The organism is Streptomyces sp. NPDC043854 (assembly GCF_056436005.1).
The window spans coordinates 18072-42290 of record NZ_JBWKDK010000033.1; the positions used below are offsets into that span (position 1 = coordinate 18072).

The 24219-nt window shown below is 73.1% G+C and carries 23 protein-coding genes and 1 tRNA gene; 11 read left to right on the forward strand and 13 right to left on the reverse strand.

Annotation, left to right across the window (positions count from 1 at the left end):
• The first annotated feature begins 134 nt into the window (after positions 1-134).
• Complete coding sequence (locus tag AC068A_RS26060; RefSeq protein ID WP_478588669.1) at positions 135-710, forward strand: Lrp/AsnC family transcriptional regulator; 576 nt, start codon at positions 135-137, stop codon at positions 708-710.
• A gap of 35 nt (positions 711-745) precedes the next feature.
• Here the strand turns inward: AC068A_RS26060 and AC068A_RS26065 are convergent, their stop codons facing one another.
• The 4 genes from AC068A_RS26065 to AC068A_RS26080 all read right to left on the reverse strand — a co-directional run bounded on the left by AC068A_RS26065 (position 746) and on the right by AC068A_RS26080 (position 5452).
• A complete protein-coding gene (locus tag AC068A_RS26065) occupies positions 746-1300 on the reverse strand; it encodes a CAP domain-containing protein (RefSeq protein WP_478588670.1) in 555 nt (184 codons plus the stop codon).
• Positions 1301-1447: 147 nt separating this feature from the next.
• Positions 1448-3157, reverse strand: coding sequence for a hypothetical protein (locus AC068A_RS26070; RefSeq protein ID WP_478588671.1), 1710 nt, complete (start codon positions 3155-3157; stop codon positions 1448-1450).
• A 145-nt stretch (positions 3158-3302) separates the two neighbouring features.
• Positions 3303-3893, reverse strand: coding sequence for a TetR/AcrR family transcriptional regulator (locus tag AC068A_RS26075; RefSeq protein WP_478588672.1), 591 nt, complete (start codon positions 3891-3893; stop codon positions 3303-3305).
• A complete protein-coding gene (locus tag AC068A_RS26080; protein ID WP_478588673.1) occupies positions 3890-5452 on the reverse strand; it encodes a 3-hydroxyacyl-CoA dehydrogenase in 1563 nt (520 codons plus the stop codon). The genes AC068A_RS26075 and AC068A_RS26080 overlap by 4 nt, the downstream gene beginning before the upstream one ends.
• A gap of 167 nt (positions 5453-5619) precedes the next feature.
• Here AC068A_RS26080 and paaN point away from each other — a divergent pair, with 167 nt between their 5' ends.
• On the forward strand, positions 5620-7320 hold the full coding sequence (paaN, locus tag AC068A_RS26085) for a phenylacetic acid degradation protein PaaN (RefSeq protein WP_478588674.1): 1701 nt from the start codon (positions 5620-5622) through the stop codon (positions 7318-7320).
• 7 nt (positions 7321-7327) lie between these two features.
• Here the strand turns inward: paaN and AC068A_RS26090 are convergent, their stop codons facing one another.
• From AC068A_RS26090 to AC068A_RS26100, 3 genes are all read right to left on the reverse strand, one after another.
• Positions 7328-8065, reverse strand: a complete 738-nt coding sequence (locus AC068A_RS26090; RefSeq protein WP_478588675.1) for a TrmH family RNA methyltransferase — start codon at positions 8063-8065, stop codon at positions 7328-7330.
• Positions 8066-8400: 335 nt separating this feature from the next.
• Positions 8401-9693, reverse strand: a complete 1293-nt coding sequence (locus AC068A_RS26095) for an HTTM domain-containing protein (protein ID WP_478588714.1) — start codon at positions 9691-9693, stop codon at positions 8401-8403.
• Positions 9690-10382 carry a DUF5819 family protein gene (locus AC068A_RS26100; protein ID WP_478588676.1) on the reverse strand — a complete coding sequence of 231 codons (693 nt, stop codon included), beginning with the start codon at positions 10380-10382 and terminating at the stop codon, positions 9690-9692. Before AC068A_RS26100 ends, AC068A_RS26095 begins: the two co-directional genes overlap by 4 nt.
• A 134-nt stretch (positions 10383-10516) precedes the next feature.
• On the opposite strand from AC068A_RS26100, the gene paaA reads away from it, so the two are divergent.
• The 6 genes from paaA (at position 10517) to AC068A_RS26130 (ending at position 15462) form a co-directional block, all read left to right on the forward strand.
• On the forward strand, positions 10517-11530 hold the full coding sequence (gene paaA, locus AC068A_RS26105) for a 1,2-phenylacetyl-CoA epoxidase subunit PaaA (RefSeq protein WP_478588677.1): 1014 nt from the start codon (positions 10517-10519) through the stop codon (positions 11528-11530).
• Complete coding sequence (paaB, locus tag AC068A_RS26110) at positions 11527-11811, forward strand: 1,2-phenylacetyl-CoA epoxidase subunit PaaB (RefSeq protein WP_179171857.1); 285 nt, start codon at positions 11527-11529, stop codon at positions 11809-11811. The genes paaA and paaB overlap by 4 nt, the downstream gene beginning before the upstream one ends.
• A complete protein-coding gene (gene paaC, locus AC068A_RS26115) occupies positions 11808-12539 on the forward strand; it encodes a 1,2-phenylacetyl-CoA epoxidase subunit PaaC (RefSeq protein ID WP_478588678.1) in 732 nt (243 codons plus the stop codon). The genes paaB and paaC overlap by 4 nt, the downstream gene beginning before the upstream one ends.
• The gene (paaD, locus tag AC068A_RS26120; RefSeq protein WP_478588679.1) at positions 12533-13051 is read left to right on the forward strand and encodes a 1,2-phenylacetyl-CoA epoxidase subunit PaaD; all 519 of its coding nucleotides are present in this window, start codon (positions 12533-12535) and stop codon (positions 13049-13051) included. The genes paaC and paaD overlap by 7 nt, the downstream gene beginning before the upstream one ends.
• On the forward strand, positions 13052-14191 hold the full coding sequence (locus tag AC068A_RS26125) for a 2Fe-2S iron-sulfur cluster-binding protein (RefSeq protein WP_478588680.1): 1140 nt from the start codon (positions 13052-13054) through the stop codon (positions 14189-14191).
• Positions 14192-14319: 128 nt separating this feature from the next.
• Positions 14320-15462: an acyl-CoA dehydrogenase family protein gene (locus AC068A_RS26130; protein ID WP_478588681.1), complete on the forward strand. Its 1143-nt coding sequence runs from the start codon at positions 14320-14322 to the stop codon at positions 15460-15462.
• A 52-nt stretch (positions 15463-15514) separates the two neighbouring features.
• Here the strand turns inward: AC068A_RS26130 and AC068A_RS26135 are convergent, their stop codons facing one another.
• The 6 genes from AC068A_RS26135 to AC068A_RS26160 all read right to left on the reverse strand — a co-directional run bounded on the left by AC068A_RS26135 (position 15515) and on the right by AC068A_RS26160 (position 20989).
• On the reverse strand, positions 15515-15859 hold the full coding sequence (locus tag AC068A_RS26135) for a rhodanese-like domain-containing protein (protein WP_478588682.1): 345 nt from the start codon (positions 15857-15859) through the stop codon (positions 15515-15517).
• A 55-nt stretch (positions 15860-15914) separates the two neighbouring features.
• Positions 15915-16763, reverse strand: a complete 849-nt coding sequence (locus tag AC068A_RS26140) for a J domain-containing protein (protein WP_478588683.1) — start codon at positions 16761-16763, stop codon at positions 15915-15917.
• Positions 16764-16883: 120 nt separating this feature from the next.
• Complete coding sequence (locus AC068A_RS26145) at positions 16884-18320, reverse strand: DUF2252 domain-containing protein (RefSeq protein WP_478588684.1); 1437 nt, start codon at positions 18318-18320, stop codon at positions 16884-16886.
• Positions 18321-18385: 65 nt separating this feature from the next.
• Entirely contained in the window at positions 18386-19045 is a 660-nt protein-coding gene (locus AC068A_RS26150) for a response regulator (RefSeq protein ID WP_478588685.1), read from the reverse strand.
• Between the two features lie 10 nt (positions 19046-19055).
• Positions 19056-20723, reverse strand: a complete 1668-nt coding sequence (locus AC068A_RS26155) for a sensor histidine kinase (protein WP_478588715.1) — start codon at positions 20721-20723, stop codon at positions 19056-19058.
• 183 nt (positions 20724-20906) lie between these two features.
• Positions 20907-20989 (reverse strand) — tRNA-Leu (locus AC068A_RS26160).
• A gap of 291 nt (positions 20990-21280) precedes the next feature.
• On the opposite strand from AC068A_RS26160, the gene AC068A_RS26165 reads away from it, so the two are divergent.
• From AC068A_RS26165 to AC068A_RS26175, 3 genes are all read left to right on the forward strand, one after another.
• A complete protein-coding gene (locus tag AC068A_RS26165) occupies positions 21281-22090 on the forward strand; it encodes an FhaA domain-containing protein (protein ID WP_478588686.1) in 810 nt (269 codons plus the stop codon).
• A gap of 10 nt (positions 22091-22100) precedes the next feature.
• Positions 22101-22598, forward strand: a complete 498-nt coding sequence (locus AC068A_RS26170; RefSeq protein WP_360621304.1) for an FHA domain-containing protein FhaB/FipA — start codon at positions 22101-22103, stop codon at positions 22596-22598.
• 144 nt (positions 22599-22742) lie between these two features.
• Positions 22743-24203: a PP2C family protein-serine/threonine phosphatase gene (locus AC068A_RS26175; RefSeq protein ID WP_478588687.1), complete on the forward strand. Its 1461-nt coding sequence runs from the start codon at positions 22743-22745 to the stop codon at positions 24201-24203.
• Positions 24204-24219: the final 16 nt, after the last annotated feature.

The window sequence follows — 24219 nt, forward strand, 5'->3', positions numbered from 1 at the left end:
TGAGTGAGGTGCCTCACCAACCGATTGTTCGGTCGATGGCGCAATTTGGCTACAGGCGACCTCAGGCTGTGGACAAACTGGCGCCGTGGCCCTGGGATGGGTGCAGGACGTCCAGGACAGGGAGGCAGTGGGCAATGCCGGATGAACAAATGGCCGCAAGCGGTTCCGCACCGGTCCCGGCAGGGGGATCCTCCTCCGGCCCACAGGCGGCCCCGTCCGCCCCGCCGCGCCCGCTGGACCCCATAGACCGGTCGATCATGCGGCTGCTCCAGGCGGACGGCCGCGCGTCGATACGGTCGGTGGCCGAGCAGGTCCACGTGTCGCGCGCGAACGCCTACGCCCGGATCAACCGACTCATCGACGACGGGGTGATCCGCGGGTTCACCGCCCGCGTCAACCACGAACGCGCAGGTCAGGGCGCCTCCGCCTATATCACCCTGAAGATCGTCCAGAACTCCTGGCGCACGGTGCGCGAGAAGCTCCGCGAGCTGCCCGGTGCCGCGCACATCGCCCTGGTCAGCGGCGACTTCGACGTTCTGCTGCTGGTCCACACCCCCGACAACCGGACCCTGCGCGAGCTGGTCCTCACCCGCCTCCAGGCCATTCCGGAGGTGCTCTCCACGCGCACTCTGCTGGTCTTCGAGGAGACGGACCTGCTCGACCCGGCCCCGGAGGGCACCGGAGCCGGCCCGGCCTTCCCGGAGGACTAGCGGTCTGCGGAGGGCCTGGCCGGAGCCGGGTCGGATCACTGCCGGCAGCGGCCGAAGGTCACCACGTAGGTCCAGGCGTTGCTCGCGCCGGCCCCGGCCGGGTCGGCCGAGCCGGGCTGCGGCCAGGGGCCGATGTCGCGCAGGGACCCGTCGAGGATGATCGCCCGGTGCCCAGGGCTGTGCATCCACCAGTTCACGGCGGCCTTCGGGGTCCCCCCGCTGCCCCAGCCGGTGTAAGTGATCTCGCTGAAGGCCCACGACCGCGGGTTCGGGCAGTAGCCGGCCGCGGTGATGCGCGTCTGCGGTGTGGAGCCCGTCTGCGGGTTCCGGTGCGGGTCCTTGCCCGGGCCCCACCACTTCTGCTGTACGGCGGCGACGGCGTGCTGCCGGGCCGCGTTCGTCAGCGGCTGGTTGACGGTCAGGGCCGGCAGCCCGCGGCTGGTGCGCTCGGTGTTGATGAGGCACAGCACGGAGGTGTCGCAGCCCTGTGCTGCGGCCGGGGGCGCCGCGACGGGTACCAGTGCGGCGGAGAGGGCCGCGGCCACGAGGGGGCCGAGAAGACAACGGGTTCGAGAAGCACGGCTTGTCACGAGGTCCACCTCCCGCGGACGAACAGCGGTCTGCAGTGGTCTGCAGCGGTGCGGAGGTGGCGACCGGTCGCCTGGAACTTCTCTCCCAGGCTGCCATCGGGGCGGCCCGGTCGCCATCCGGGACCGGGCCGCCGCCGCAGGGGGCTGCTACTTCGTCTCGTAGTAGCCGAAGATGTCGACGATCAGGTGGATCGGGCCCCAGCTCTGGTTCCAGAAGTCGATGACGCCGTTGGTGCCGCCGGAGCTCGCCTGGACCATGTTCGCGGCGGTCTTGTTCGCCGCCCAGTTCAGGCTGGACGCGGTGGGCCGCGCCGGGACGGAAACGGTGTCGTTGTAGTAGTCGCTGGGCGCGTTCGGGTCGGGGGCGACCGACAGGAACCCGGCCTCGGCGGGGCTGGTCACGGTGGTGTTCATGACGTACCCGGCGATGCCCTGCTCCTTGTGGGAGACCGCGAGCCAGATGTAGTTGCGGCCGGCCAGCGGCTCGTTGCCCCACTCCACCGGGTCCCGGGTGTCGATCATGCGGTTCGGGGCGGTCGGCATGTACGCGCCCTGGCTGTCGGGGCTGTAGTAGCCGACGACGTCGACGATGACGTCGACCCCGGCCCAGGCGCCGTTGCGGACCTTGATGCTGCCGTCGGGGCCGACCGGGACGATCACCGAGTTGGCGATGGTCTGGCCCGCCCGGAAGTTCAGGTTCGAGGTGGTCGGGGCCTGCTGCACGTCGCTCGGGAAGACGGTCAGGTGGCCGTCCTCCCGCGGGTTGGTGACGGTCACGTTCAGGGCCACGGCGGTGATGCCGCCCGGGACCCCCCGCAGGCCGCTGATCTGGGTGCCGAACGTGCCCTGGCCGGGGACCTGGCCCCAGGCGGTGCCCAGGCCCTCGCGGGTGTCGACGAAGCGGACCGGCGTCATCGGGGTGTAGCCGCTGGACGCGGTGCGGGCGAAGTAGCCGGTGACGTCGGCGATGAGGTCGATCGACTCCCAGCCGCCGTTGTACAGCTCGACGTACCCGTCCTTGCCGACCGGCACGATCACCATGTTCGGAACGGTCTGGCCGGGCTCGAAGTTGAGGTTCGAGGTGGTCGGGCGCTTGCCGCCGGACGCGAAGGCCGTGACGTGGCCGCCGCTGGTGGTGTTGGTGGCGGTGACGTTCAGGGCCACCGCGCTGGCGCCCGCCGGTATCTTCGCGTTGCCGGCGATCTTCACCCGGGCCGAGGTGTACGGCGCGACCTTGGCCTTCGGCGCACCGGTGCCGCTGCGGGTGTCCAGCAGACGGGTCGGGGTGTGCGGGGTGAAGTCGGAGCCGACCGTCGAGAGCGGGAGCTCGTTGACGACCTCGACCTGGTTCGCCGCGTCCGTCACGGTGACCTTGACCTTGTACTCGCCCAGCTCGGCGTACCGGTGCTGCTGCGTCGTCTCCAGGTCGGGGATGCCGTCGGCGACGTCCACCGACCCGTCGCCCCAGTCGTAGGTGACCTTCAGCGTGACGCCCGGGGCGCTCACGATCGAGGACTGCAGCGCGATGCCGTGCGCCGACGTGGGCTTGGCGTTGAGGACGACGGCGAGGTTCGGGTTGCCCGCGGAGGCGGCGGTGTCGGCCTGCGGCGCGGCCTCGGTCGCCTGGCCCTCGGTCGCCTGGCCCACGACCGCCTGGCCCTTGGCCGTACGCAGGGACTTGCGGACCGAGCGCTCGGCGGGGCTGTGGAAGGTCTTGGCCTCGGGCTTGGCCAGCTTGCCGGCGTCCACGCCCGGTACGGGCTTCACCTTGGCCGCGGGAGCGGCGGGAGCGGCCTGCGCCGCTGCCGGCGCCAGGGCCATTCCGACGCTGGCCGCCACGGCGACGGCAGCGGACATTACAAGACGGCGATTGCGCACCGGCCCCCCAGTTTTGAACACGCTCAGGATTTGAGTCGCGCTCAGCGTACATGCCGGAGGGGCCCCCTGATCGCACAGTTTTTCGGCCAGATTCGCCGCAACCCCGGCGAACCGCCCCCGCCGGTCAGCCGCGGATCGTGCGCAGCCCGTCGAAGGCCATGTGGACCACGGCGTCGGCGAGCTGGTCCGGGGTGGTCCCGGGGTGCGGGCGGTACCACTCGACCAGCGAGTTGACCATGCCGAACAGCAGGCGGGTGGCCAGCCGGATGTCCACGTCCGCCCGCAGGTCGCCGTCGGCCGCGGCCGCCTTGAGGAGCTCCGCGACCTGGTGGTCGAACTCCCGGCGGCGCTCCAGCGCCCAGCGCTCGGTCCGGGTGTTGCCCCGCACCCGCAGCAGCAGCGTCACGTACGGCAGCTCGGAGACCAGGACCTCCACCGTGCGGCGCGTGACGTACTCGACCCGCTCGACCGCCCGGCCCTGCACCGCGCCCGGCTCGTCGAGCACGGCGAAGAGCCCGTCGAGCGCGCGGCTGACGGCGCGGTTGAGCAACTCCTCCTTGCCCGCGACGTGGTGGTAGATCGAGGACTTGGAGATGCCGGCCGCCTTGGAGAGGTGCTCCATGGAGGTGCCGTCGTAGCCGCGCTCGTTGAAGACCTGGACGGCGACCGTCAGGAGCGACTCGGGGGTGTAGGTGTCCCGCCTGGCGGTCGTCATGCGCGCTCCTCCGCCTCGGCGGCGGCCTCCGCCTGGGCGGCGTCCTCGGTGTCCTCGGTGTCCTCGGGGGAGTCCGCGTAGCCGAGCTTGAACAGCGCCAGCGAGGGCGCGTAACGGCCGCCGGGGCAGCGCTCGTCGAGGTGGTGCAGCAGGTCGTACGCCCAGTCGCGGCCGAGCCGCTCGTGCCACGCGGACGGGCCCAGCGGGTAGTTGACGCCGAGCCGCATCGCCGTGTCGATGTCCTCGGCCGTGGCCACTCCGCGGGCAACGGCGTCGGCGGTGAGGTCGATCAGCATCGCCACCGTGCGGGCCACGATCATGCCCGGGACGTCGCCGATGACGGAGACCTGCTTGCCGAGTTTCTGGAACAGCCCGACGGCCTCGGCGAGGGTCCGCCCGCTGGTGTCCTCGCCCGCGGAGAGCGCGACACGGGTGGCCCCGCGGTAGTCCAGCGCGAGGTCGAAGTAGACCACGTCGGTGAACTCGACGGAGGTCCTGCCGTCCGCGAGCACCAGCTGCCCCTCGCCGGGCAGCTGGATGTACGGGCCCCCGCTCCCGGTGGCCGTGACCGCGATCCCGGCCTCCTCCATCAGCTCGACGAGGTCCGCGGCGGGCCCGAGGTCGCCGACCACGGTGACCTTCTCCGGGGCCTCCTCGGGGGCGGCGGTGTGCGGGGCCGGGGCCGGCGCGTCCGGGCCGTACGGGAACCAGCCGTGCCCCGTCTTGCGGCCGAGGCGACCCGACTGGACCAGCCGGCGCTGCGCGAGCGAGGGGGTGAACTTGGGGCTGCGGAAGAAGGACTCCCACACCGACCGGGTGACGGCCTCGTTGACGTCCTGCCCGATCAGGTCGGTCAGCGCGAACGGGCCCATCTTGAAGCCGCCGGACTCGCGGAGCACGGCGTCGATGGTGGCCGGGTCGGCGCCCTGCTCCTCGTACACCGCGAAGGCCTCGGCGTAGAAGGGGCGGGCGATGCGGTTGACGATGAAGCCCGGGGTGTCGGCGCAGCGGACCGGGGTCTTCCCCCAGCTCAGCATGGTGCGGTAGCCGCGCTCGGCGGCGGCCGGGTCGGTCGCGTGGCCGCTGACCACCTCGACGAGCGGGAGCAGCGGGGCCGGGTTGAAGAAGTGCAGGCCGAGGAAGCGGCCGGGGTGCGCGAGGCCGGCGGCCAGCTCGGTGACGGAGAGGGAGGAGGTGTTGGTCGCCAGCAGGGCGTCCGGGGCCACCACCTCTTCGAGTGCCGCGAAGAGCGCGCGCTTGACGGCGGTGTCCTCGACGACCGCCTCGACGACGAGCGCGGCGTCCGCGAGGTCGGAGAGGGCGGAGGCCGAAACGATCCGGCCGTTCGCGGCGTCGGCCTCGGCGGGCTCCAGGCGGCCCTTCGCGGCCATGCGCTCGACACGGTCCTGGACGATGGCGACGCCGTCGGCGGCGAGGGCGGCGTTGATGTCGTAGATCAGCACCCGGTGGCCTGAGAGGAGCGCGACCTGGGCGATGCCCTGGCCCATGGTGCCGGCGCCGACCACCGCAACGGTGCGGGACCGCTCGATTGCTGTCATGTCCTGATCCTCCCGCACCGGGTTGTCCACAGGTCCGCCGGGCCCTCTTGTCCCGACCGATCGTTCGGTTACTCTAACTCCAGTCTGCTCTTCTTCACCCGCCCCTGCCTGATCCCGGTCTGCGATCCAGTCCGATCTTGCCCGGCTCAACGAGGAGTTGGTCCCTGATGGCCGCCGAGCCCACCGTCCCCCAGTCGCCCGCCCTGTCGGAGCTGTCCGCCAAGCACCGGCCCACCCTGGACCAGGCACTGGAGGCCATTCGCAGCCGTGCCTACTGGTCCCCGCACCCCGAGCACCCCAAGGCGTACGGCGAAACCGCCCCCGCCGACGGCCTCGCCGCCTTCGAGGCCCTCAAGGGCACCCGCTTCGACCTGGACCAGCCCGGCACCGACGGCTGGACGGGCGGCGAGGTCTCCCCGTTCGGCCCCGCCCTGGACATCGAGTACCCGCACGTGGACGCGGAGGTGCTGCTGCCCGCGATGCGCGCGGGCATGGGCGCCTGGCGGGAGGCCGGGCCGGAGGCGCGCGCCCTGGTCTGCATCGAGATCCTGGCCCGCATCGGCGCGCGGACGCACGAGTTCGCCCACGCCGTCATGCACACCAGCGGCCAGGCGTTCATGATGGCCTTCCAGGCGGGCGGCCCCCACGCGCAGGACCGCGGCCTGGAGGCGGTGGCGTACGCGTACGCGGAGCAGACCCGCGTCCCGGGCCAGGCGGACTGGTCCAAGCCGCAGGGCAAGAAGGACCCGCTCCGGCTGGACAAGACCTTCACGGCGGTCCCGCGCGGCATCGCCCTGGTGATCGGCTGCAACACCTTCCCGACGTGGAACGGCTACCCGGGCCTGTTCGCCTCCCTCGCCACCGGCAACGCGGTGCTGGTCAAGCCGCACCCGCGCGCCGTCCTCCCGCTCGCCCTGACGGTGCAGGCGGCCCGCGAGGTCCTGGAGGAGACGGGCTTCGACCCGAACCTGGTCGCGCTGGCCGTCGACCGCCCGGGCGAGGGCATCGCCAAGGAACTGGCCGTCCGCCCCGAGATCAAGGTGATCGACTACACGGGCTCGACGGAGTTCGGCGACTGGCTCGAGACCAACGCCCGCCAGGCCCAGGTGTACACGGAGAAGGCCGGCGTCAACACGGTCGTCGTCGACTCCACCGACAACTACAAGGGCATGCTGGCGAACCTCGCCTTCTCCCTGTCGCTCTACAGCGGCCAGATGTGCACCACCCCGCAGAACCTGCTGATCCCGCGGGACGGCATCGACACGGACGCCGGCCGCAAGACGTACGACGAGGTGGTCGCCGACATCGCGGCCTCGGTCAGCGGCCTGCTCGGCGACGACGCCCGCGCCAACGCGCTGCTGGGCGCGCTGGTCAACCCGGGCGTCAAGGCCCGCCTGGAGGCGGCGGCCGGCCTCGGCGAGGTCGCGCTGGCCTCCCGCGAGGTGGCCAACCCCGAGTTCCCGGACGCCGTGGTGCGCACCCCGGTGGTGGTGAAGCTGGACGCCGGCAAGGCGGACGACTCGGCGCCCTACCTCTCGGAGTGCTTCGGCCCGGTCTCCTTCGCGGTGGCGGTGGACAGCACCGCGGACGCCCTCGCCCTGCTGCGCCGCACGGTGCGCGAGAAGGGCGCGATGACGGTGGGCGCGTACACCACGTCCGCGGACACCGAGCGGGCCCTCGAGGAGGTCTGCCTGGAGGAGTCGGCGCAGCTGTCGCTGAACCTGACCGGCGGGGTGTACGTCAACCAGACCGCGGCGTTCTCCGACTTCCACGGCTCGGGCGGCAACCCGGCCGCGAACGCGGCGCTGTGCGACGGGGCGTTCGTCGCGAACCGCTTCCGCATGGTGGAGGTCCGCCGCCAGGCGTGACGGCGGCTCAGCCGGGGTGGGGCCCGCCCCAGTGGAACAGGGCCATGGCCACGCTGGTCGCCAGGTTGTAGCTGGACACCTGCGGCCGCATCGGCAGGGAGACGAGGTGATCCGCCCGGGCGCGCAGCTCGGGCGAGATCCCGTGCCGCTCGGAGCCGAAGGCCAGCAGCGAGTCATCCGGGAGGGTGAGGGCACGGATGTCCTCGCCCTCCGGGTCGAGCGCGTACACGGGCCCGTCGGGGAGGGTCTCCAGGCTCACGGACTGCACGGTGGTGGCGTAGTGCAGCCCGGCCCCGGCCCGTACGACGTTCGGATGCCACGGGTCCAGGTCGCCCCGGGTGACCACGCCGGTCGCCCCGAAGCCGGCGGCGAGCCGCACCACGGCGCCGACGTTGCCCAGGTTGCGCGGGTTGTCGAGCACGACGATGGGCGCGGTCCGCGGCCGCCGGTCCAGCCGGGCCCGGCCTTCGGCGGCATCGGGCCGCACGGCGAGAGCGGCGACCCCGGTGGGGTGCACGCGGGTGAGGAGCGTCCGCAGCTCGGCGGCCCGCACGAGCCGCTCGACGTCGTCCTCCACATCGGGAGCCAGCTGCGCGGCCAGCGCCCGCACCGCCTCGGGATCGTCGGCCACGGCGACCCGCACGTCGGCCCCGAACCGCAGGGCGTGCTTCAGCGCATGAAACCCGTCGAGAACGACGAGGTCCCCCCGCTCAACACCCTCCCGCCACTCCCGCACCACACCCATACCCCGACCCTAATCCACACACCCCGCCCACCCCGCCGCCCCAACCCAGCGCTGCCGCCCCAGCCGACCCGGTCCAGCCCTGCCACCCCAACCCACCCCTGCCAGCCCTGCCGACCCCAACCCACCGGCCAGCCCTGCCGGCCCAACCCACCCCTGCCGGTCCAACCCAGCACTGCCGTCCCAATCCAGCCGTGCCGGCCCGGTCCAGCCCCGCCGACCGACCCAGTCCAGCCCCGCCGCCCCACTTCAGCCCCGCCGGCGTTTGAGGCGCGGGTCCGGGCAGAGCCCGGGGAACGGGCGAAGGGCGGGGCGGGGAGCTGCCCGCGCAGCGGCGACTACCGCGGCCCCGCAGCCGCAGCCACGTCCGGGTCGGGATCCGGATCGGGATCGGGATCGGGATCGGGATCCGGGTCGGGATCCGGATCGGGATCCGGGTCGGCGTCCCCAGCCCGGGCAGGGGATGCCGGCGACGGCCCACCCGAAGCCGCCCCGGCCCCCCGAGGCCCCCACAGCCGCGCGACCACGGCCCCGACCCCCACCAGAAACCCGGTCGGCAGAAACACCGCATCGGCGGCAATCATCGCCAACGAGAAGAACGGCAGCCCCAGCAACACCGCAATCCCCGCATGCTCCAGCATCATCACACCGAGCAGCACGTTCTTGATCCGCCGGTGGAACACCGTGAACGGGAACGCCACCTGAAGCACGACCGTCCCGTACGTCAGCAGCATCACCACCGTCCCGCTGCTCGCCAGCAGCGCCGACAGCCCGGGCCACGGGCTGAAGTAGTCCAGCCCCAGCGGGTAGTACAGCGCGGTGCCGTCCTGCCACCGCGACCCCTGGACCTTGTACCAGCCCGCGGTCGCGTAGATCAGGCAGACCTCCGCCATGATCACCAGCATCCCGGCGTTGTGCACCACGTTGGCCAGCACATCCAGGAAGGCCCGCCCCCCGCTCCGGCCGACCGCCCCCTCGCCCCGCCCGGCCCCCTCGTTCCGCTCGGCCGTCCACCACACCGCGGCGGCCACCCACAGCGCCGCGAACGCGGCCGTCCAGCCGAGCCCGAACCGCCCGGTCAGGGCCCCGTACGCGAACACCGCGCCCAGCACGCCCCACAGCACCGGCCCGGCCGCCCCCGCCGCGGCGGACCCCCGCAGCCGCGCCCGCCGCGCGTCCAGCGACCACACCTGCGCGCACCGCGTGAGCACCAGGTAGATCGCCATCAGGTGGATGACGTTGTCGCCGCCGTCGCCCATGAACACGCTGCGGTTCTGCAGGGACAGCACCCCGGCCATGAAGACCACGGATGTCGCCCGGGTCCGCCAGCCCAGCAGCAGCAGCGCGCTCGCCAGCACGGACACCAGGTAGACGGTCTCGAACCACAGCACCGAGTCCGACCACAGCAGCACCGTGAAGGCGTGGTTCGACTCGACCAGCCGCCGGGCCAGCTCCCAGCTCCAGGGGCCGTCGGGCCCGTACAGCTCGTGCCGGTTCGGGTACTCCCGCAGCAGGAAGAACAGCCAGGTCCCGGCGAAGCCGATCCGGACGACGGCGCTCTGGTAGGGGCCGAGCGCCTCCCCGGTGGCCCTCGCGAGCGCCCGCGCCGCTCCGGCCCGCGCCCGTCTCAGACCGTCCACCACGGCAGCTCCCGGTAGTACGTCTGGGTGTCGGTCTGCTCGTCGCTCCACGCCGGCGCGGGCACCGCGCGCGTCGCCGAGCGCAGCTGGATGCGTACGACCTCCCCGTCACGGCCGGCGGTGCCGCCCTCGCCGAGCCGGTTCAGCGCGATGCGCCGCAGGTACTGCTCCGACAGTTCGCCGCGCTCTCCGTTCGGGGTGTCGTCCTCGTCGTGGGAGCCGGTGAAGAAGTCCCAGGCCCGGCGCAGCTCGTTCTGCCGGGTGTGGCTGGGCAGCAGGCTGTGCTCGATGGCCGCGCCGTCGTCGGCGGACAGGTCGTGCCACGGCCCGGTGACCACCTCCCCGCCGGGGGTGCGGTACTCCGCGCGGACCTCGACGGCGATGTTCTGCTGGAGCGGGTTGGGGGCGAAGAGCTTCCAGTTCTGCTCGAACTCGGGGTAGATCCAGCCGTCTACCGCCGCCGCGTGCCGCTTGCTCAGCGTGTTGGGCGGGGCGACGTGCAGGAAGGCGAGGGCCAGGTGGGCGCAGGCGGCGAGGCCGGTCACGGCCAGGGCCAGGGCCGCGGCGGCCCGGTACGGGGCGGACAGCCCCGCGATCCCCGGCGGGGGGGCCGTCGGGACGGCCGGCGGGCGGGCGGGCGGATCGTCCGCTTCCGCGGTCTCGCGCTCGTTCGATTCCATCGCGTCCCGATCGTTCGGCGTCCACAGGTTGACCACAGAGGTTGACACCCTACGGGCCGCCGTCTCACCATTGAAGAGAACGAACCGAACGATCGGTCGGTCGGGCGGTCAACAGACTCTGGCAGGGGGCCGGGATGGTGGCAGTGACCCCGGAATCGGGGCAGGACGCGGGGCTGGAAGCCGGCCTCGCGGCACAGCTCGCGGCGGCCTTCGACGCCGCGGTGGCGGCCGAGGAGCGCGTCGAGCCGCGTGACTGGATGCCCGACGAATACCGCTCGACGCTCGTACGCCAGATGGCCCAGCACGCCCACTCCGAGATCATCGGCATGCAGCCCGAGGCCAACTGGATCACCCGCGCGCCCTCGCTGCGCCGCAAGGCGATCCTGATGGCCAAGGTGCAGGACGAGGCGGGCCACGGGCTGTACCTGTACAGCGCCGCCGAGACCCTCGGCACCAGCCGCGACGAACTGCTCGACAAGCTCCACGCGGGGAAGCAGAAGTATTCGTCGATCTTCAACTACCCCACGCTGACCTGGGCCGACGTCGGCGCGATCGGCTGGCTCGTGGACGGCGCGGCGATCACCAACCAGGTGCCGCTGTGCCGCTGCTCCTACGGGCCCTACGCCCGCGCCATGGTCCGGATCTGCAAGGAGGAGTCCTTCCACCAGCGCCAGGGCTTCGAGCTCCTCCTCGCCCTCTCCCAGGGCACCCCGGAGCAGCACGCGATGGCCCAGGACGCGGTGAACCGCTGGTGGTGGCCCTCGCTGATGATGTTCGGCCCGCCGGACGCCGAGTCGGCGCACTCGGCGCAGTCGATGGCGTGGCGGATCAAGCGGCACTCCAACGACGAGCTGCGCCAGCGCTTCGTGGACATCGCCGTTCCCCAGGCCGAGACGCTCGGCCTGACCCTGCCCGACCCGGACCTGAAGTGGAACGAGGAGCGCGGGCACTACGACTTCGGCGCGATCGACTGGGCCGAGTTCTGGGACGTGCTCAAGGGCAACGGCCCGTGCAACGAACAGCGGCTCGAGCAGCGCCGCCGGGCCCACGAGGAAGGCGCGTGGGTCCGGGAGGCGGCCGCGGCGTACGCCGCCAAGCACACGGCGGCACCGGCCGCCGCGGCAACGAACGAGGAGGCAGGGGTATGACGCAGAACTGGCCGCTGTGGGAGGTGTTCGTGCGCTCGCGGCGCGGCCTCTCGCACACGCACGCGGGCAGCCTGCACGCGCCCGACGCGGAGATGGCCCTGCGCAACGCCCGCGACCTCTACACGCGGCGCAGCGAGGGCGTCTCCATCTGGGTGGTGCCCTCCGCCGAGATCACCGCGTCCTCACCGGACGAGCGGGACCCGTTCTTCGCGCCGGCGGCCGACAAGCCGTACCGGCACCCGACCTTCTACGACATCCCCGAAGGGGTGAGCCACCTGTGACCGGCACCGACGTCTCCGTGTCGGCCGCGGCCGCCCTCGCGCTCGGGGACGACGCGCTGGTCCTCTCCCACCGCCTGGGCGAGTGGGCGGGCCACGCCCCCGTGCTGGAGGAGGAGGTCGCCCTCGCCAACATCGCGCTCGACCTGCTCGGCCAGGCCCGTGTCCTGCTGTCGATGGCCGGCGACGAGGACGAGCTGGCGTTCCTGCGCGAGGAGCGTTCCTTCCGCAACGTCCAGCTGGTGGAGCAGCCGGGCGGCGACTTCGCCCACACCATCGCCCGCCAGCTGTACTTCTCCCTGTACCAGCACGAGCTGCACACGCAGCTCGCCGCCGGCGACGGGCCGTTCGCCGCCCTGGCCGCGAAGGCCGTCAAGGAGACCGCGTACCACCGCGACCACGCCGAGCAGTGGACGCTGCGGCTCGGCGACGGCACCGAGGAGAGCCGTCGGCGCATGCGGGCCGGCCTGGACGCGCTGTGGAAGTACACCGGCGAGCTGTTCCAGCCGGTGGAGGGCCTCGACGGGGTCGACTGGACCGCGCTGGAGGACCGCTGGCTGGCCGCGCTGGCCGGCGTCCTGGAGCGGGCCGGGCTCTCCCTCCCCGAGGGCCCCCGCACCGGCGCCTGGGCCGCCGGGGCCGGCCGCCAGGGCCTGCACACCGAGCCGTTCGGCCGGATGCTGGCCGAGATGCAGCATCTGCACCGCAGCCACCCGGGGGCGACATGGTGACCCGCGCGCAGGCCGCCCCCGAGACCCTGAGCCGCCTGGAGGCGGAGCTGACCGAGCTGGCCGGCGCCGTCCCCGACCCCGAGCTGCCCGTACTCACCCTGGCCGAGCTGGGTGTCGTACGCGGGGTGCGGATGCACGAGGACGGCCACGCCGAGGTCACCCTCACCCCCACGTACACCGGATGCCCCGCCATCGAGGCCATGTCCGCCGACATCGAGCGGGCCCTGACCGGCCACGGCATACCCGACGTCCGGGTGCGCACCGTCCTGTCGCCCGCCTGGTCGACCGACGACATCAGCGCCGAAGGCCGGCGCAAGCTCGCCGAGTTCGGCATCGCCCCGCCCCGCCCGCACGCGGCGGGCGGGCCGGTCCCCGTCGCCCTGTCGGTCCGCTGCCCGCACTGCGGGTCCACCGAGACCGAGCTGCTCAGCAGGTTCTCGTCCACCGCGTGCAAGGCGCTGCGCCGCTGCACCGCGTGCCGTGAACCGTTCGACCACTTCAAGGAGCTGTAGATGGCCGCGTCCACGCCGTCGCCCGCGCCGGCGCCGGGCTCCGCGCGTCCCCCGCGCCACGGCGCCTTCCACCGGCTGACGGTGTCGGCGGTCGACCGGCTCACCGACGACTCCGTGGCGCTGACCCTCGCGGTCCCGGCAGAGCTGCGCGCCGACTACCGGCACGCCGCCGGCCAGCACCTCACCCTGCGCCGCACGACCCCCGAGGGCGCGGAGGTCCGCCGCACCTACTCGATCTGCTCCCCGGCCCCGGACCCCGCCGGTCCCGGCCCGGAGCGGCTCCAGGTCGGCGTACGGCTCGTGGAGGGCGGCGAGTTCTCCACCTTCGCCCACAAGGAGGTCGCCGCCGGAGACGCGCTGGACGTGATGGTCCCGGCGGGCCGCTTCGTCCTCGACCCCGCCGCCTCGCCCGCGGGCGGGCACTACGCGGCGATCGTCGGCGGCAGCGGCATCACCCCGGTGCTGTCGATCGCCGCGACGCTGCTGGCGGCCCGGCCCGACGCCCGGTTCTGCCTGGTGCGCACCGACCGCACGCAGGCCTCGACGATGTTCCTGGAGGAAGTCGCCGACCTCAAGGACCGCTACCCGGACCGGTTCCAGCTCGTCACGGTGCTGTCCCGGGAGGAGCAGGAGGCCGGGCTGCCGTCCGGGCGGCTGGACGAGGAGCGCCTGAAGGGCCTGCTGCCGGCGCTGCTGCCCGTCGCCGACGTGACCGGCTGGTACCTGTGCGGGCCCTACGGTCTGGTCGTCTCCGCGGAGCGGGCCCTGGGCGCGCTCGGCGTCGGGCGCGGCCGGGTCCACGAGGAGGTCTTCCACGTCGAGGACGCCGCCGCACCGGCCCCCGCCGCGGCGCAGACCCCGGCGCACGGCCGGGTCACCGCCCGCCTCGACGGCCGCTCGGGCACCTGGCCGATCGAGGGCGGGGAATCCCTGCTGGACACGGTGCTGCGCAACCGCGCGGACGCCCCGTACGCCTGCAAGGGCGGGGTGTGCGGCACCTGCCGCGCGTTCGTGGTGAAGGGCGAGGTCCGGATGGACCGGAACTTCGCGCTGGAGGCGGAGGAGACGGACGCCGGGTTCGTGCTGGCCTGCCAGTCCCACGCGGTGACCGAGGAAGTGGAGATCGACTTCGACCGCTGAGCCGGGCCGGCGGCGGTCCCGTGCGGGGCCGCCGCCGCAGGCCTGTCCAATTCCCGGAACCTCCTCTATCTTGACGCTCCGTCAGATCGAGTGGACGGATTGCCGGTGTGCGCGCGGGAGGACAGGCAGTGGACTTCACCTTCACCGAGGAGCAGCAGGCCGCCGCCGAGGCGGCAAAGGCCGTCTTCGCCGGGGTCGCCCCGGACGGCGTGCCCAGCCCCGCCCTGACCCCGGGCGCCGTCGCCGACGACTTCGACCGGCCGCTGTGGGCCCGGCTCGCCGCATCCGACCTGCTGAGCCTGGTCCTGGCCGAGGAGTACGGGGGCGCCGGCCTCGACGCGGTCGCCCTCTGCCTGGTGCTGCGCGAGGCGGCCAAGCGGCTGGCCCGGGTTCCGCTGCTGGAGCACTGCGCCACCGCCGCCGCCGTCCAGGCCCACGGCAGCCCAGAACTCTGCCGCGCCCTGCTGCCCGGCGCCGGGAGCGGGGCACTCGTCCTCACCGCCGCCGCCCACGGGCGCAGCGGCCACGATCCCGCCGAACTCGCCGTCGGCGCACGCCGCGAGGGCACCTGCTGGATGCTCGACGGGGTGCAGACCGCCGTGCCCTGGGCGCACGGCGCCGACTGGATCGCGGTACCGGCCCACACCGGCGCGGGGGAGGCCGTCCTCGCGCTCGTCCCGCGCGGCGCCGAGGGCCTCACCCTGGCCGACCAGTTCTCCACCAGCGGGGAGCTGCTCGCCGAACTCTCCCTGGACGGTGTCCGGGTGCCCGCGGCCCACCTGATCTCCCCCCCGGAGGTCTGGGAGCGGCTGCGCCGGCTCCTCACCGTCGGGACCTGCGCCCTCGCGCTCGGCCTCGGCACGGCCGTGCTCGCCATGACCGGCGAGTACACGGGCAAGCGCGAGCAGTTCGGCTTCCCGGTGGCCACCTTCCAGGCGGTCGCCGTCCAGGCCGCGGACCGCTACATCGACCTGCGCGCCATGGAGGCCACCCTGTGGCAGGCGGCCTGGCGGATCGACGCGGCGACCGGCGGGGCCGGCGGCCCGCTGCCGCCCGCCGGGGACATCGCCGTCGCCAAAATCTGGGCCGCGGAGGGCCTGCGCCGGGTCGTGCAGACGGCGCAGCACCTGCACGGCGGCTTCGGCGCCGACACCGACTACCCGCTCCACCGCTACCACGCCTGGGCCAAGCAGCTGGAGCTCCAGCTCGGCCCGGCCGCTGCGCACGAGGAGGCCCTGGGCGACCTGCTGGCCGCCCACGCACTCGCCTGAGGCGCCTCGCCGGCGCCTGACGCGGCCCTGCGGGCAGACGCAGCGCGTGCTCCTACAGCACGAAGGTCGGGCTGCCGCTGTCGGCCACCATCGGACGCCCGGCCCCCTGCCAGGCCTGCATCCCGCCGTCGACGTTCACGGCGTCGATGCCCTGGCGCACCAGGTACTGCGTGACCTGTGCGGAGCGCCCGCCGACCCGGCACATCACGTGCACCCGGCGGCCGTCCTCGACGGCTTCCGTCAGCTCGCCGAAGCGGGCCGCGAAGTCGCTCATCGGGATGTGCAGGGCGCCTTCCACGTGCCCGGCGGCCCACTCGTCGTCCTCGCGGACGTCCAGCACAAAGCCTTCGGAGGGCACTGCGGCGGCGTCCACCGAGGGAAGCGGTCCGAAGTTCATACGTCGCCTTCTCTCGTCACAGGTCGGAGCTCCAACTTAGCCGAGCCTGCCCCGCTCACCCCGCGACCAGGGCGGCGAGCTGGGCCTCCTTGTCGGACACCTGGGCCAGCAGCTGCTCGGCGATCTCGTCCAACAGCCCGTCCGGGTCCTCCGGGGACATCCGCAGCATCGCCCCGATCGCGCTGTCCTCCAGCTCGCGGGCGACCACCGTGAGCAGCTCCTTGCGCTGGGCCAGCCACTCCAGCCGGGCGTACAGCTCCTCGCTCTCACTCAGCCGCTGCTCCGCCTCCGTCGCCGGGCCGGCCGCCCACTCCTCGGCCAGCTCCCGCAGGAGCTGCTCCTCGCCCCGCCCGTACGCGGCGTTGACCCGGGCGATGAAGGCGTCGCGCCGCTGCCGCTCGGCCTCGTCCTGGGCGAGGTCCGGATGGGACCGGCGGACCAGCTCGCGGTAGAGGCGCTTGGCCTCCTCCGTCGGCCGCACCCGCTGCGGGGGCTGCACCGGCCGGTCGGTGAGCATCGCGCCCGCGTCGTCGGAGATTCCGTCGGAGCCCATCCAGTCGTGGAACAGCTCGTCCACCCCCGGCATGGGCATCACCAGCGAGCGGGCCTCGCGGGCGAGCCGCAGGTCCTCGGCGTCACCGCTGCGCTCCGCCTTCGCCTCGGCGATGAGGGCGTCCAGCTCGTCGAGGCGCGCGTACATCGGGCCCAGCTTCCGGTGGTGCAGCCGGGAGAAATTCTCGACCTCCACCCGGAAGGTCTCCACCGCGATCTCGAACTCGATCAGCGCCTGCTCGGCGACCCGTACGGCCCGCTCCAGGCGGGCCTCGGGCCGCTCGTCGCCGGAGGCCGGCCCACAGGCGCCGGAGGTCGCGGAGGCGGTCTCTTCACTCTGCTGCTCGCTCACCCGGCCACCCTAAGCCCGGTCCGGCCGGGCCGGGGTTTCACGTGAAACATCGACCCTGGACCGTGACCCCGACCGCTACCGGGCCGGCAGCCGCACCGCGGGCCGGCCCGGTGCACCTGCTCAGACCCCGGGCTCTGCGGCGATCCGCCCGGCCTTGACCGCCGCCACCAGGTCCGCGTGGTCGGCCTCCGTGCGGTCGGCGTAGGCCACCGCGAACGCGGCGAACGACTCGTCCAGTTCCTCGTTCTTCCCGCAGTACCCGGCCAGCAGCCGCGGGTCGGCGCTGTGCGCGTGCGCCCGGGCCAGCAGTGCCCCGGTCATCCGGCCGTAGTCGTCGAGCTGGTCCGCGGAGAGCGCCGCCGGATCCACGCTGCCCTTGCGGTTGCGGAACTGGCGGACCTGGTACGGGCGCCCCTCGACCGTGGTCCAGCCCAGCAGGATGTCCGAGACCACCTGCATGCGCTTCTGCCCGGCCACCACCCGGCGGCCCTCGTGCTCCTCGGCCCGGGCCCCGAAGCCCACCGCGGGCAGGTGGGGCAGCAGCACCGACGGCCGCGCCTCCTTGACCTGGAGCACCAGCGGCTCGCCCCGGTGGTCCAGCAGCAGCACCACGTACGAGCGGGTGCCGACGCTGCCCGTGCCGACGACGCGGAACGCGACGTCGTGGATGGCGTACCGGGCCAGCAGCGGCAGCCGGTCCCCCTGGAGCGTCTGGAGGTACGGGCCCAGCGAGGCCGCCACGGCCGCCGCCTCCGCGTCGCCGACCCGGCGCAGCACCGGCAGGGCGTCCACGAAGCGCCGCCCGTTGTCGGGGCAGGGCTCGGTCGACTTGGCGGCGAACCGCGCCGAGGTGTTGCTGCGGGCCTTGTCCACGACCCGCTGGAGGATGCCGAGCATGTCGCGGGCGTCGGCGTGCGTGACGAGCTTCTCGTCCGCGATGGCGTTCCAGGCATCCATCGCCGGCAGCTTGGCCAGCAGCCGCATGGTGCGGCGGTAGGTGCCGACCGCGTCGAGGGCGGCGGCCCGGCAGGTGTCCTCGTCCGTGCCGGCCACCCGGCCGGCGAGGATCAGCGAGGTTGCCAGCCGCTTCAGGTCCCACTCCCAGGGCCCGAAGACGGTCTCGTCGAAGTCGTTCAGGTCCATGACGAGTCGGCCGCGGGCGTCGCCGTACAGGCCGAAGTTGCCGGCGTGCGCGTCGCCGCAGATCTGCGCCCCGATGCCGGTCACGGGGCCGGTGGACAGGTCATGGGCCATCAGTCCGGCCGCCCCGCGCAGGAATGCGAAGGGGTTCGCGGCCATCCGGCCCACCCGTATCGGCGTCAGCTCGGGCACCCGCCCGGCGTTGGACTCCTCGACCGCGCGAACGGCGTCCGGCCGCCCGGCCGGCAGCTCGAAGCGGGCGTGCGCCGAGCGCGGTACCCTGCCCCGCAGCGCCCTGCCGGCCTCCTTGGGCGAGCCGTCCTCCGTCCGCGGCGCGAAGCCCGGTACGGCCGGCAGCCGCCCTTCGCAGTCCTCCGTGCCCGCCGCGTCCGCCGCGTGCCGTGCCGTCATCGCCATGCTGCCGCCCCCGCCCCTGACCGCCGGGCCTGCCGGCGCGTTCCGTGTTTCCGGCCCGACCGTATCTACAGCCCTGCGTCCCTGGCCAGCAGGGCCGCCTGCACGCGGTTCTCGCAGCCCAGCTTCGCCAGGATCCGGCTCACGTACGTCTTCACCGTCGCCTCGCTCATGTGCAGCCGGCGGCCCGCGTCCGCGTTGGACAGCCCCTCGCCCAGCAGGGCCAGCACCCCGCGCTCGCGCTCGCTCAGCTCGGCGATCCGCCGCCTGGCCTCCTCGCTGCGCGCCGCCGCCCGGCCCGAGGCCAGCTGGTCGACGACGTGCCGGGTCGCCCCCGGCGAGAGGTACGCGTCCCCGGCCGCGGCCGCCCGGACCGCGCCGATCAGCTCCCCCGGCGCCGTGTCCTTGAGCAGGAACCCGGCGCTGCCCTGGCCGAGCGCCCGCAGCACGTTCTCCTTCTCCCCGAAGGTCGTCAGGACCAGGGCCCGCACCTCGGGCACGGCCCGGCCGAGCTCCCCGAGCGCTGTCAGGCCGTCCATCACGGGCATCTGGATGTCGAGCAGCACGACGTCCGGGGCGTGCGAGCGGGCCAGCTCCACGGCCTCCCGGCCGTTCGCCGCCTCGGCGACGACCTCGATGTCCGGCGCCGAGGTCAGGATCATCCTGATCCCGGCCCGGATCAGCGGCTCGTCGTCAGCGATCACCACTCGGATCACCTTGGCTGTCACCCGCGCGCTCCTACTGCTTGACCTCGTACGACTGCTTGTCGACGAGCTTGCCGTCCTTGAAGCAGAACCGGAAAACCGTATCGTCGCCGAGCTCCTCGCTCTCCGAGGACAGCCAGGCCGCGCACGTCGAGCCGGGGGCCTTCTGCGGGCCCTTGCGGTCCAGGCCCTCGGTCAGGAAGCTCTCCCCCGAGGGCAGCCGGTCGCGCACCGCCTGCTCGCTCTCGCCGACCTGGATCCGCTCGTACTCCTCCGGGCTGATCATCGATTTGCTCACCGAGCCCACCAGCAGCGTCGCGAGCGCCCCGAACACGATCACGAACACGACCAGCGCCGCGAACGCGATGCCGCAGCCCAGCGCGATGCCGCCGGTCCGGCTGCGCGCGCGCACCGCCAGCTCCCGGTCCACGGCCGCCCAGTCCATCGGCGGCCCTGCGGCCGCCGCGGCCAGCGCCTGCGCCCGCTGCCCGAAGTCGTCGGCGACGTCCTCGGCCCCGGCCGGCTCCGCCCCGTACGGCAGCACGCCCGCCACCCGGAACCCGCCGTCCTCGGTGCCGCCCGCGTGGACCATCCCGCCGACGAGGCGGGCCCGCTCCCGCAGCCCGGTCAGGCCCTGTCCGCCCGAGACCACCTCGCCGGCCTCCGCTCCGGCCGGGGCCGGGCCGTTGGCGATCTCCACGACCAGCGAGTCGTCCTCGTACCGCAGCTCGACCGCGATGGCGGCCCCCGGGGCGTGCTTGTAGGCGTTCGTCAGCGCTTCCTGCACGATCCGGTACGCCGCGTGGTCGCAGGCCGCCGCCAGCGGCCTCTGCCGCCCCTGCGCGGCCAGCCGTACGTCGGTGCCCGCGGCCCGCGCCGCCTCCACGATCCCCGCGATGCCGGCCACGCCGCGGGCCGCGGGCTGCGCATCCTCCACGGGAGCCTCGGCCTCCACCCCGTCGCGCAGGATCCCGACGACCTCACGCAGTTCGTGCATGGCCGACACCGAGGCCTGCCGCAGCACGCCCACGGCCTCGCGCTGGCGGTCGGTGAGCTCCGGATCCACCTCCAGGGCGCCGGTGTGAACGGCGATCAGCGCCAGCTGGTGGCCCAGGCTGTCGTGCATGTCCTGGGCGATCCGCTGCCGCTCCCGCAGCCGGGCCTGCCCGGCGACCATGGCCCGCTCCCGCATCAGCTGCCCGTTGCGCTCCTGGAGGGCCCGCAGCAGGGTCCGGCGCTGCGACCAGTACCGGCTGGCCAGGCCGGGCATCACGGTGGTGACGAGGAACATGAGCGTGGTGAACACAATCACCAGCAGGGGCCGCATCTGCGCCCACTGCTCGACCACGGCGAAGCCGACCGAGGCCAGGAACGCCAGGGTGAAGGCGGTCAGCGCGCGCCCGACGCCGACGATCCGGCGGCCCGCGGACCAGCCGAGCGGGATCGTGACGAGCACCGTGCCGGGCAGGAACGGCCCCACCGCCGCGCTGACGACGAGGGTCGCGGCCGGGAGCCGGCGCCGCAGCAGCACCAGCGCGAAGACGGCCGCGCCGCTGGACAGCATCCGCACTGTGGTGCCGTTCTCCAGCTCCTCGACGCCCAGCCCGAGCAGAGTGACCATCGCCGCAATCGCCAGATCGCCGGCGAGCATCCGCCGGGTCCACGGCTCGGGCCCCCGCAGCCAGTTCCAGCCCGCCTGCATCTTCGCCGTCGCATCCACGCGACGACCCTAGACATCCCGGCCGCGGCCGCGATGCCCTCTTTCGTCGCGGCCCGCCCGACGAAAGTCGTCGGCGCAGCACGGAAGTTGGCCCGGCGTCGGATCCGGCGTCGGCACAACGAAGAACCCCCGCCTCGGATTTCTCCGAAGCGGGGGTTCCATCTGTGGGCGAGGGGGGATTTGAACCCCCACGTCCCGAAGGACACTGGCACCTGAAGCCAGCGCGTCTGCCGTTCCGCCACTCGCCCGAGCAGCGTCCCAGTGGTTCTTCCCTTTCGGTCCGTCCCCCTGGCGACGAACGAAACAGTAGCACGTCATCGGGGGTGGAATCACATCGCTTTCCCCGGGGCCGAGATCCCGCCCCGAACGCCCCTCCCGCACAGCACTCCCGGTGCGGGACACTGTTCCTTGCGGCCCCCTACGATCCCTTGTGAGGACCAACACTCGTCCGGACGGGACCCAGGGGGAACCACCCGAATCCGCCACGCGTGGATACGATCAGTAAGCAGTACGGGCGACAACGACGGAGGAGGTGCCCCATGGGAGTTCTGAAGCGGTTCGAGCAGCGACTCGAAGGTCTGGTGAACGGCACCTTCGCCAAGGTCTTCAAGTCCGAGGTCCAGCCCGTCGAGATCGCCGGAGCCCTCCAGCGGGAGTGCGACAACAACGCCACGATCTGGAACCGTGAGCGGACCGTCGTCCCCAACGACTTCATCGTCGAGCTGAGCGCGGGCGACTACGAGCGCCTCAGCCCCTATTCCGGCCAGCTCGGCGACGAGCTCGCGGGCCTCGTCCGCGACTACGCCAAGCAGCAGCGCTACAGCTTCATGGGACCGATCAAGGTCCACCTGGAGAAGGCCGAGGACCTCGACACCGGGCTCTACCGGGTCCGCAGCCGCACCCTGGCCGGCAGCACCTCCCAGCCGCAGCCACCCCAGAACCAGCAGGGCGGCGGCTACGGCTACCCGCCGGTCGCCGCGCCGCCGATGCCCGCCGGGCCGCCTCCGGGCGCGCCGGGCCGCAGGCCGGCCGCGGGCGCGCCTGGCCCCGTGCCGCCGGGCGGCGCCCCCAAGCGCCACTGGATCGAGATCAACGGCACCCGGCACCAGATTTCCCGCCCCACCCTCGTACTCGGCCGGAGCACCGAGGCCGACGTGCGGATCGACGACCCCGGCGTCTCCCGCCGGCACTGTGAGATCCGGACCGGAACGCCCTCGACGATCCAGGATCTCGGGTCCACCAACGGCATCGTGGTGGACGGGCAGCACACCACCCGCGCTACGCTCCGCGACGGCTCGCGGATCGTCGTGGGCAGCACCACCATCATTTACCGGCAAGCCGAAGGGTGAAGCGGGGGCAATGTCAGAGCTGACCCTGACGGTCATGCGGCTGGGTTTCCTGGCCGTTCTGTGGCTGTTCGTCATCGTGGCCGTCCAGGTCATCCGCAGCGACCTCTTCGGTACGCGCGTCACCCAGCGCGGCTCGCGCCGGGGCAGCGGCGGGGCGCCGCAGCAGGCGGGCCGCCAGGCCGCCGCGCCCCCGCAGCAGCGCCAGCGCCGCGGGGCGCCCACGAAGCTCGTCGTCTCCGAGGGCACCCTGACGGGCACCACGGTGGCCCTCGCCGGCCAGACGATCACCCTGGGCCGCGCCCACGACTCCACGATCGTGCTGGACGACGACTACGCCTCCAGCCGGCATGCCAGGATCTACCCCGACCGGGACGGCCAGTGGATCGTCGAGGATCTCGGGTCCACGAACGGCACGTATCTCGACCGGACCCGGCTGACCACCCCGACGCCCATTCCGCCGGGCGCCCCGATCCGCATCGGCAAGACCGTCATCGAGCTGCGGAAGTAGTACGAGAATGAGCGAGCGGAGCGAGCGAGCCGCGGCAGTCCGTCCCGTGCAGGACGCGGACCCGAGCGCGCTCCCGACCGGAGGGTGGGCAGTGTGGCTCGAGACCGGTTGTACCCCGAGGAAGCGTCGACAGGGCAGGTGCGCATGAGTCTGTCCCTGCGGTTCGCCGCCGGATCACACAAGGGCATGATCCGTGAAGGCAACGAGGACTCCGGCTACGCCGGCCCCCGTCTCCTCGCGGTCGCCGACGGCATGGGCGGCCAGGCCGCAGGCGAGGTCGCCAGCTCCGAGGTGATCTCCTCGCTCGTGCAGCTCGACGACGACGTCCCGGGCTCCGACATCCTGACCTCGCTCGGCACGGCCGTGCAGCGCGCCAACGAGCAGCTGCGCGTCATGGTCGAGGAGGACGCCCAGCTCGAAGGCATGGGCACCACCCTGACCGCCCTGCTGTGGACCGGTCAGCGCCTCGGCCTGGTGCACGTCGGCGACTCCCGCGCCTACCTGCTGCGCGACGGGGTCCTGACGCAGATCACCCAGGACCACACGTGGGTGCAGCGCCTCGTCGACGAGGGCCGCATCACCGAAGAGGAAGCCACCACCCACCCGCAGCGCTCCCTGCTGATGCGCGCCCTGGGCAGCGGCGACACGGTCGAGCCCGACCTGTCCATCCGCGAGGTCCGCGTCGGCGACCGCTACCTGATCTGCTCCGACGGGCTGTCGGGCGTCGTCTCCCACCAGACCCTGGAGGAGACCCTCGCCGACTACCACGGCCCGCACGAGACGGTGCAGTCCCTGATCCAGCTCGCCCTGCGCGGCGGCGGCCCGGACAACATCACCTGCATCGTCGCCGACGTCCTCGACACCGACAGCGGGGACACCCTCGCCGCCCAGCTGAACGACACCCCGGTCGTCGTCGGCGCGGTCGCCGAGAACCAGCACCAGCTCTTCGACGGCGGCGCCATGCAGACCCCGGCGGGCCGCGCCGCGGGCCTGGGCCGCCAGGTCCCGCCGCCCGCCGGTGCCTTCGGCCCGCCCGGCAGCGGCGATGCCCCCGGCTACGGCTACCCCGACCAGAGCCACGGCCAGGGCGGCGCGTACGGCAGCTTCGGCGACCCCGAGCCGTACGACGACGACGCCCGCTTCGACGACACCTACGACCACCCCCGCAGGCGCCGCAGCAAGGGCCGCAAGTGGACGGCCCGCACGCTGATCCTGCTGATCGTGGCCGGAGTCGTCGGGGGCGGCCTCTACGCGGCCCACCGCTGGACGCAGACCCAGTACTACGTCGGCGTCAAGGGCGACCACGTCGCGCTCTTCCGCGGCATCAGCCAGAAGCTCGGCCCGCTGGAGCTCTCCAAGGTGGAGACCGACCGCTCCGACATCGAACTGAAGTACCTGCCGCCCTTCAAGCGCAAGCAGGTCGAGGCGACCATCAGCGAAACCAGCCTCGACGGAGCCCGCCAGAAGATCGATGAACTCGGAGTGCAGGTTTCCGCGTGTAAGAAGGACGAGGAACGCCGCACCGCGGAGCAGAACAGCCAGACAGCCGGCCCCAGTCTGACTGCGGCAGAGCAGCAGCTGGTGGGCCTGTGCGGAAAGCAGTAGTCATACGCGGGCACAG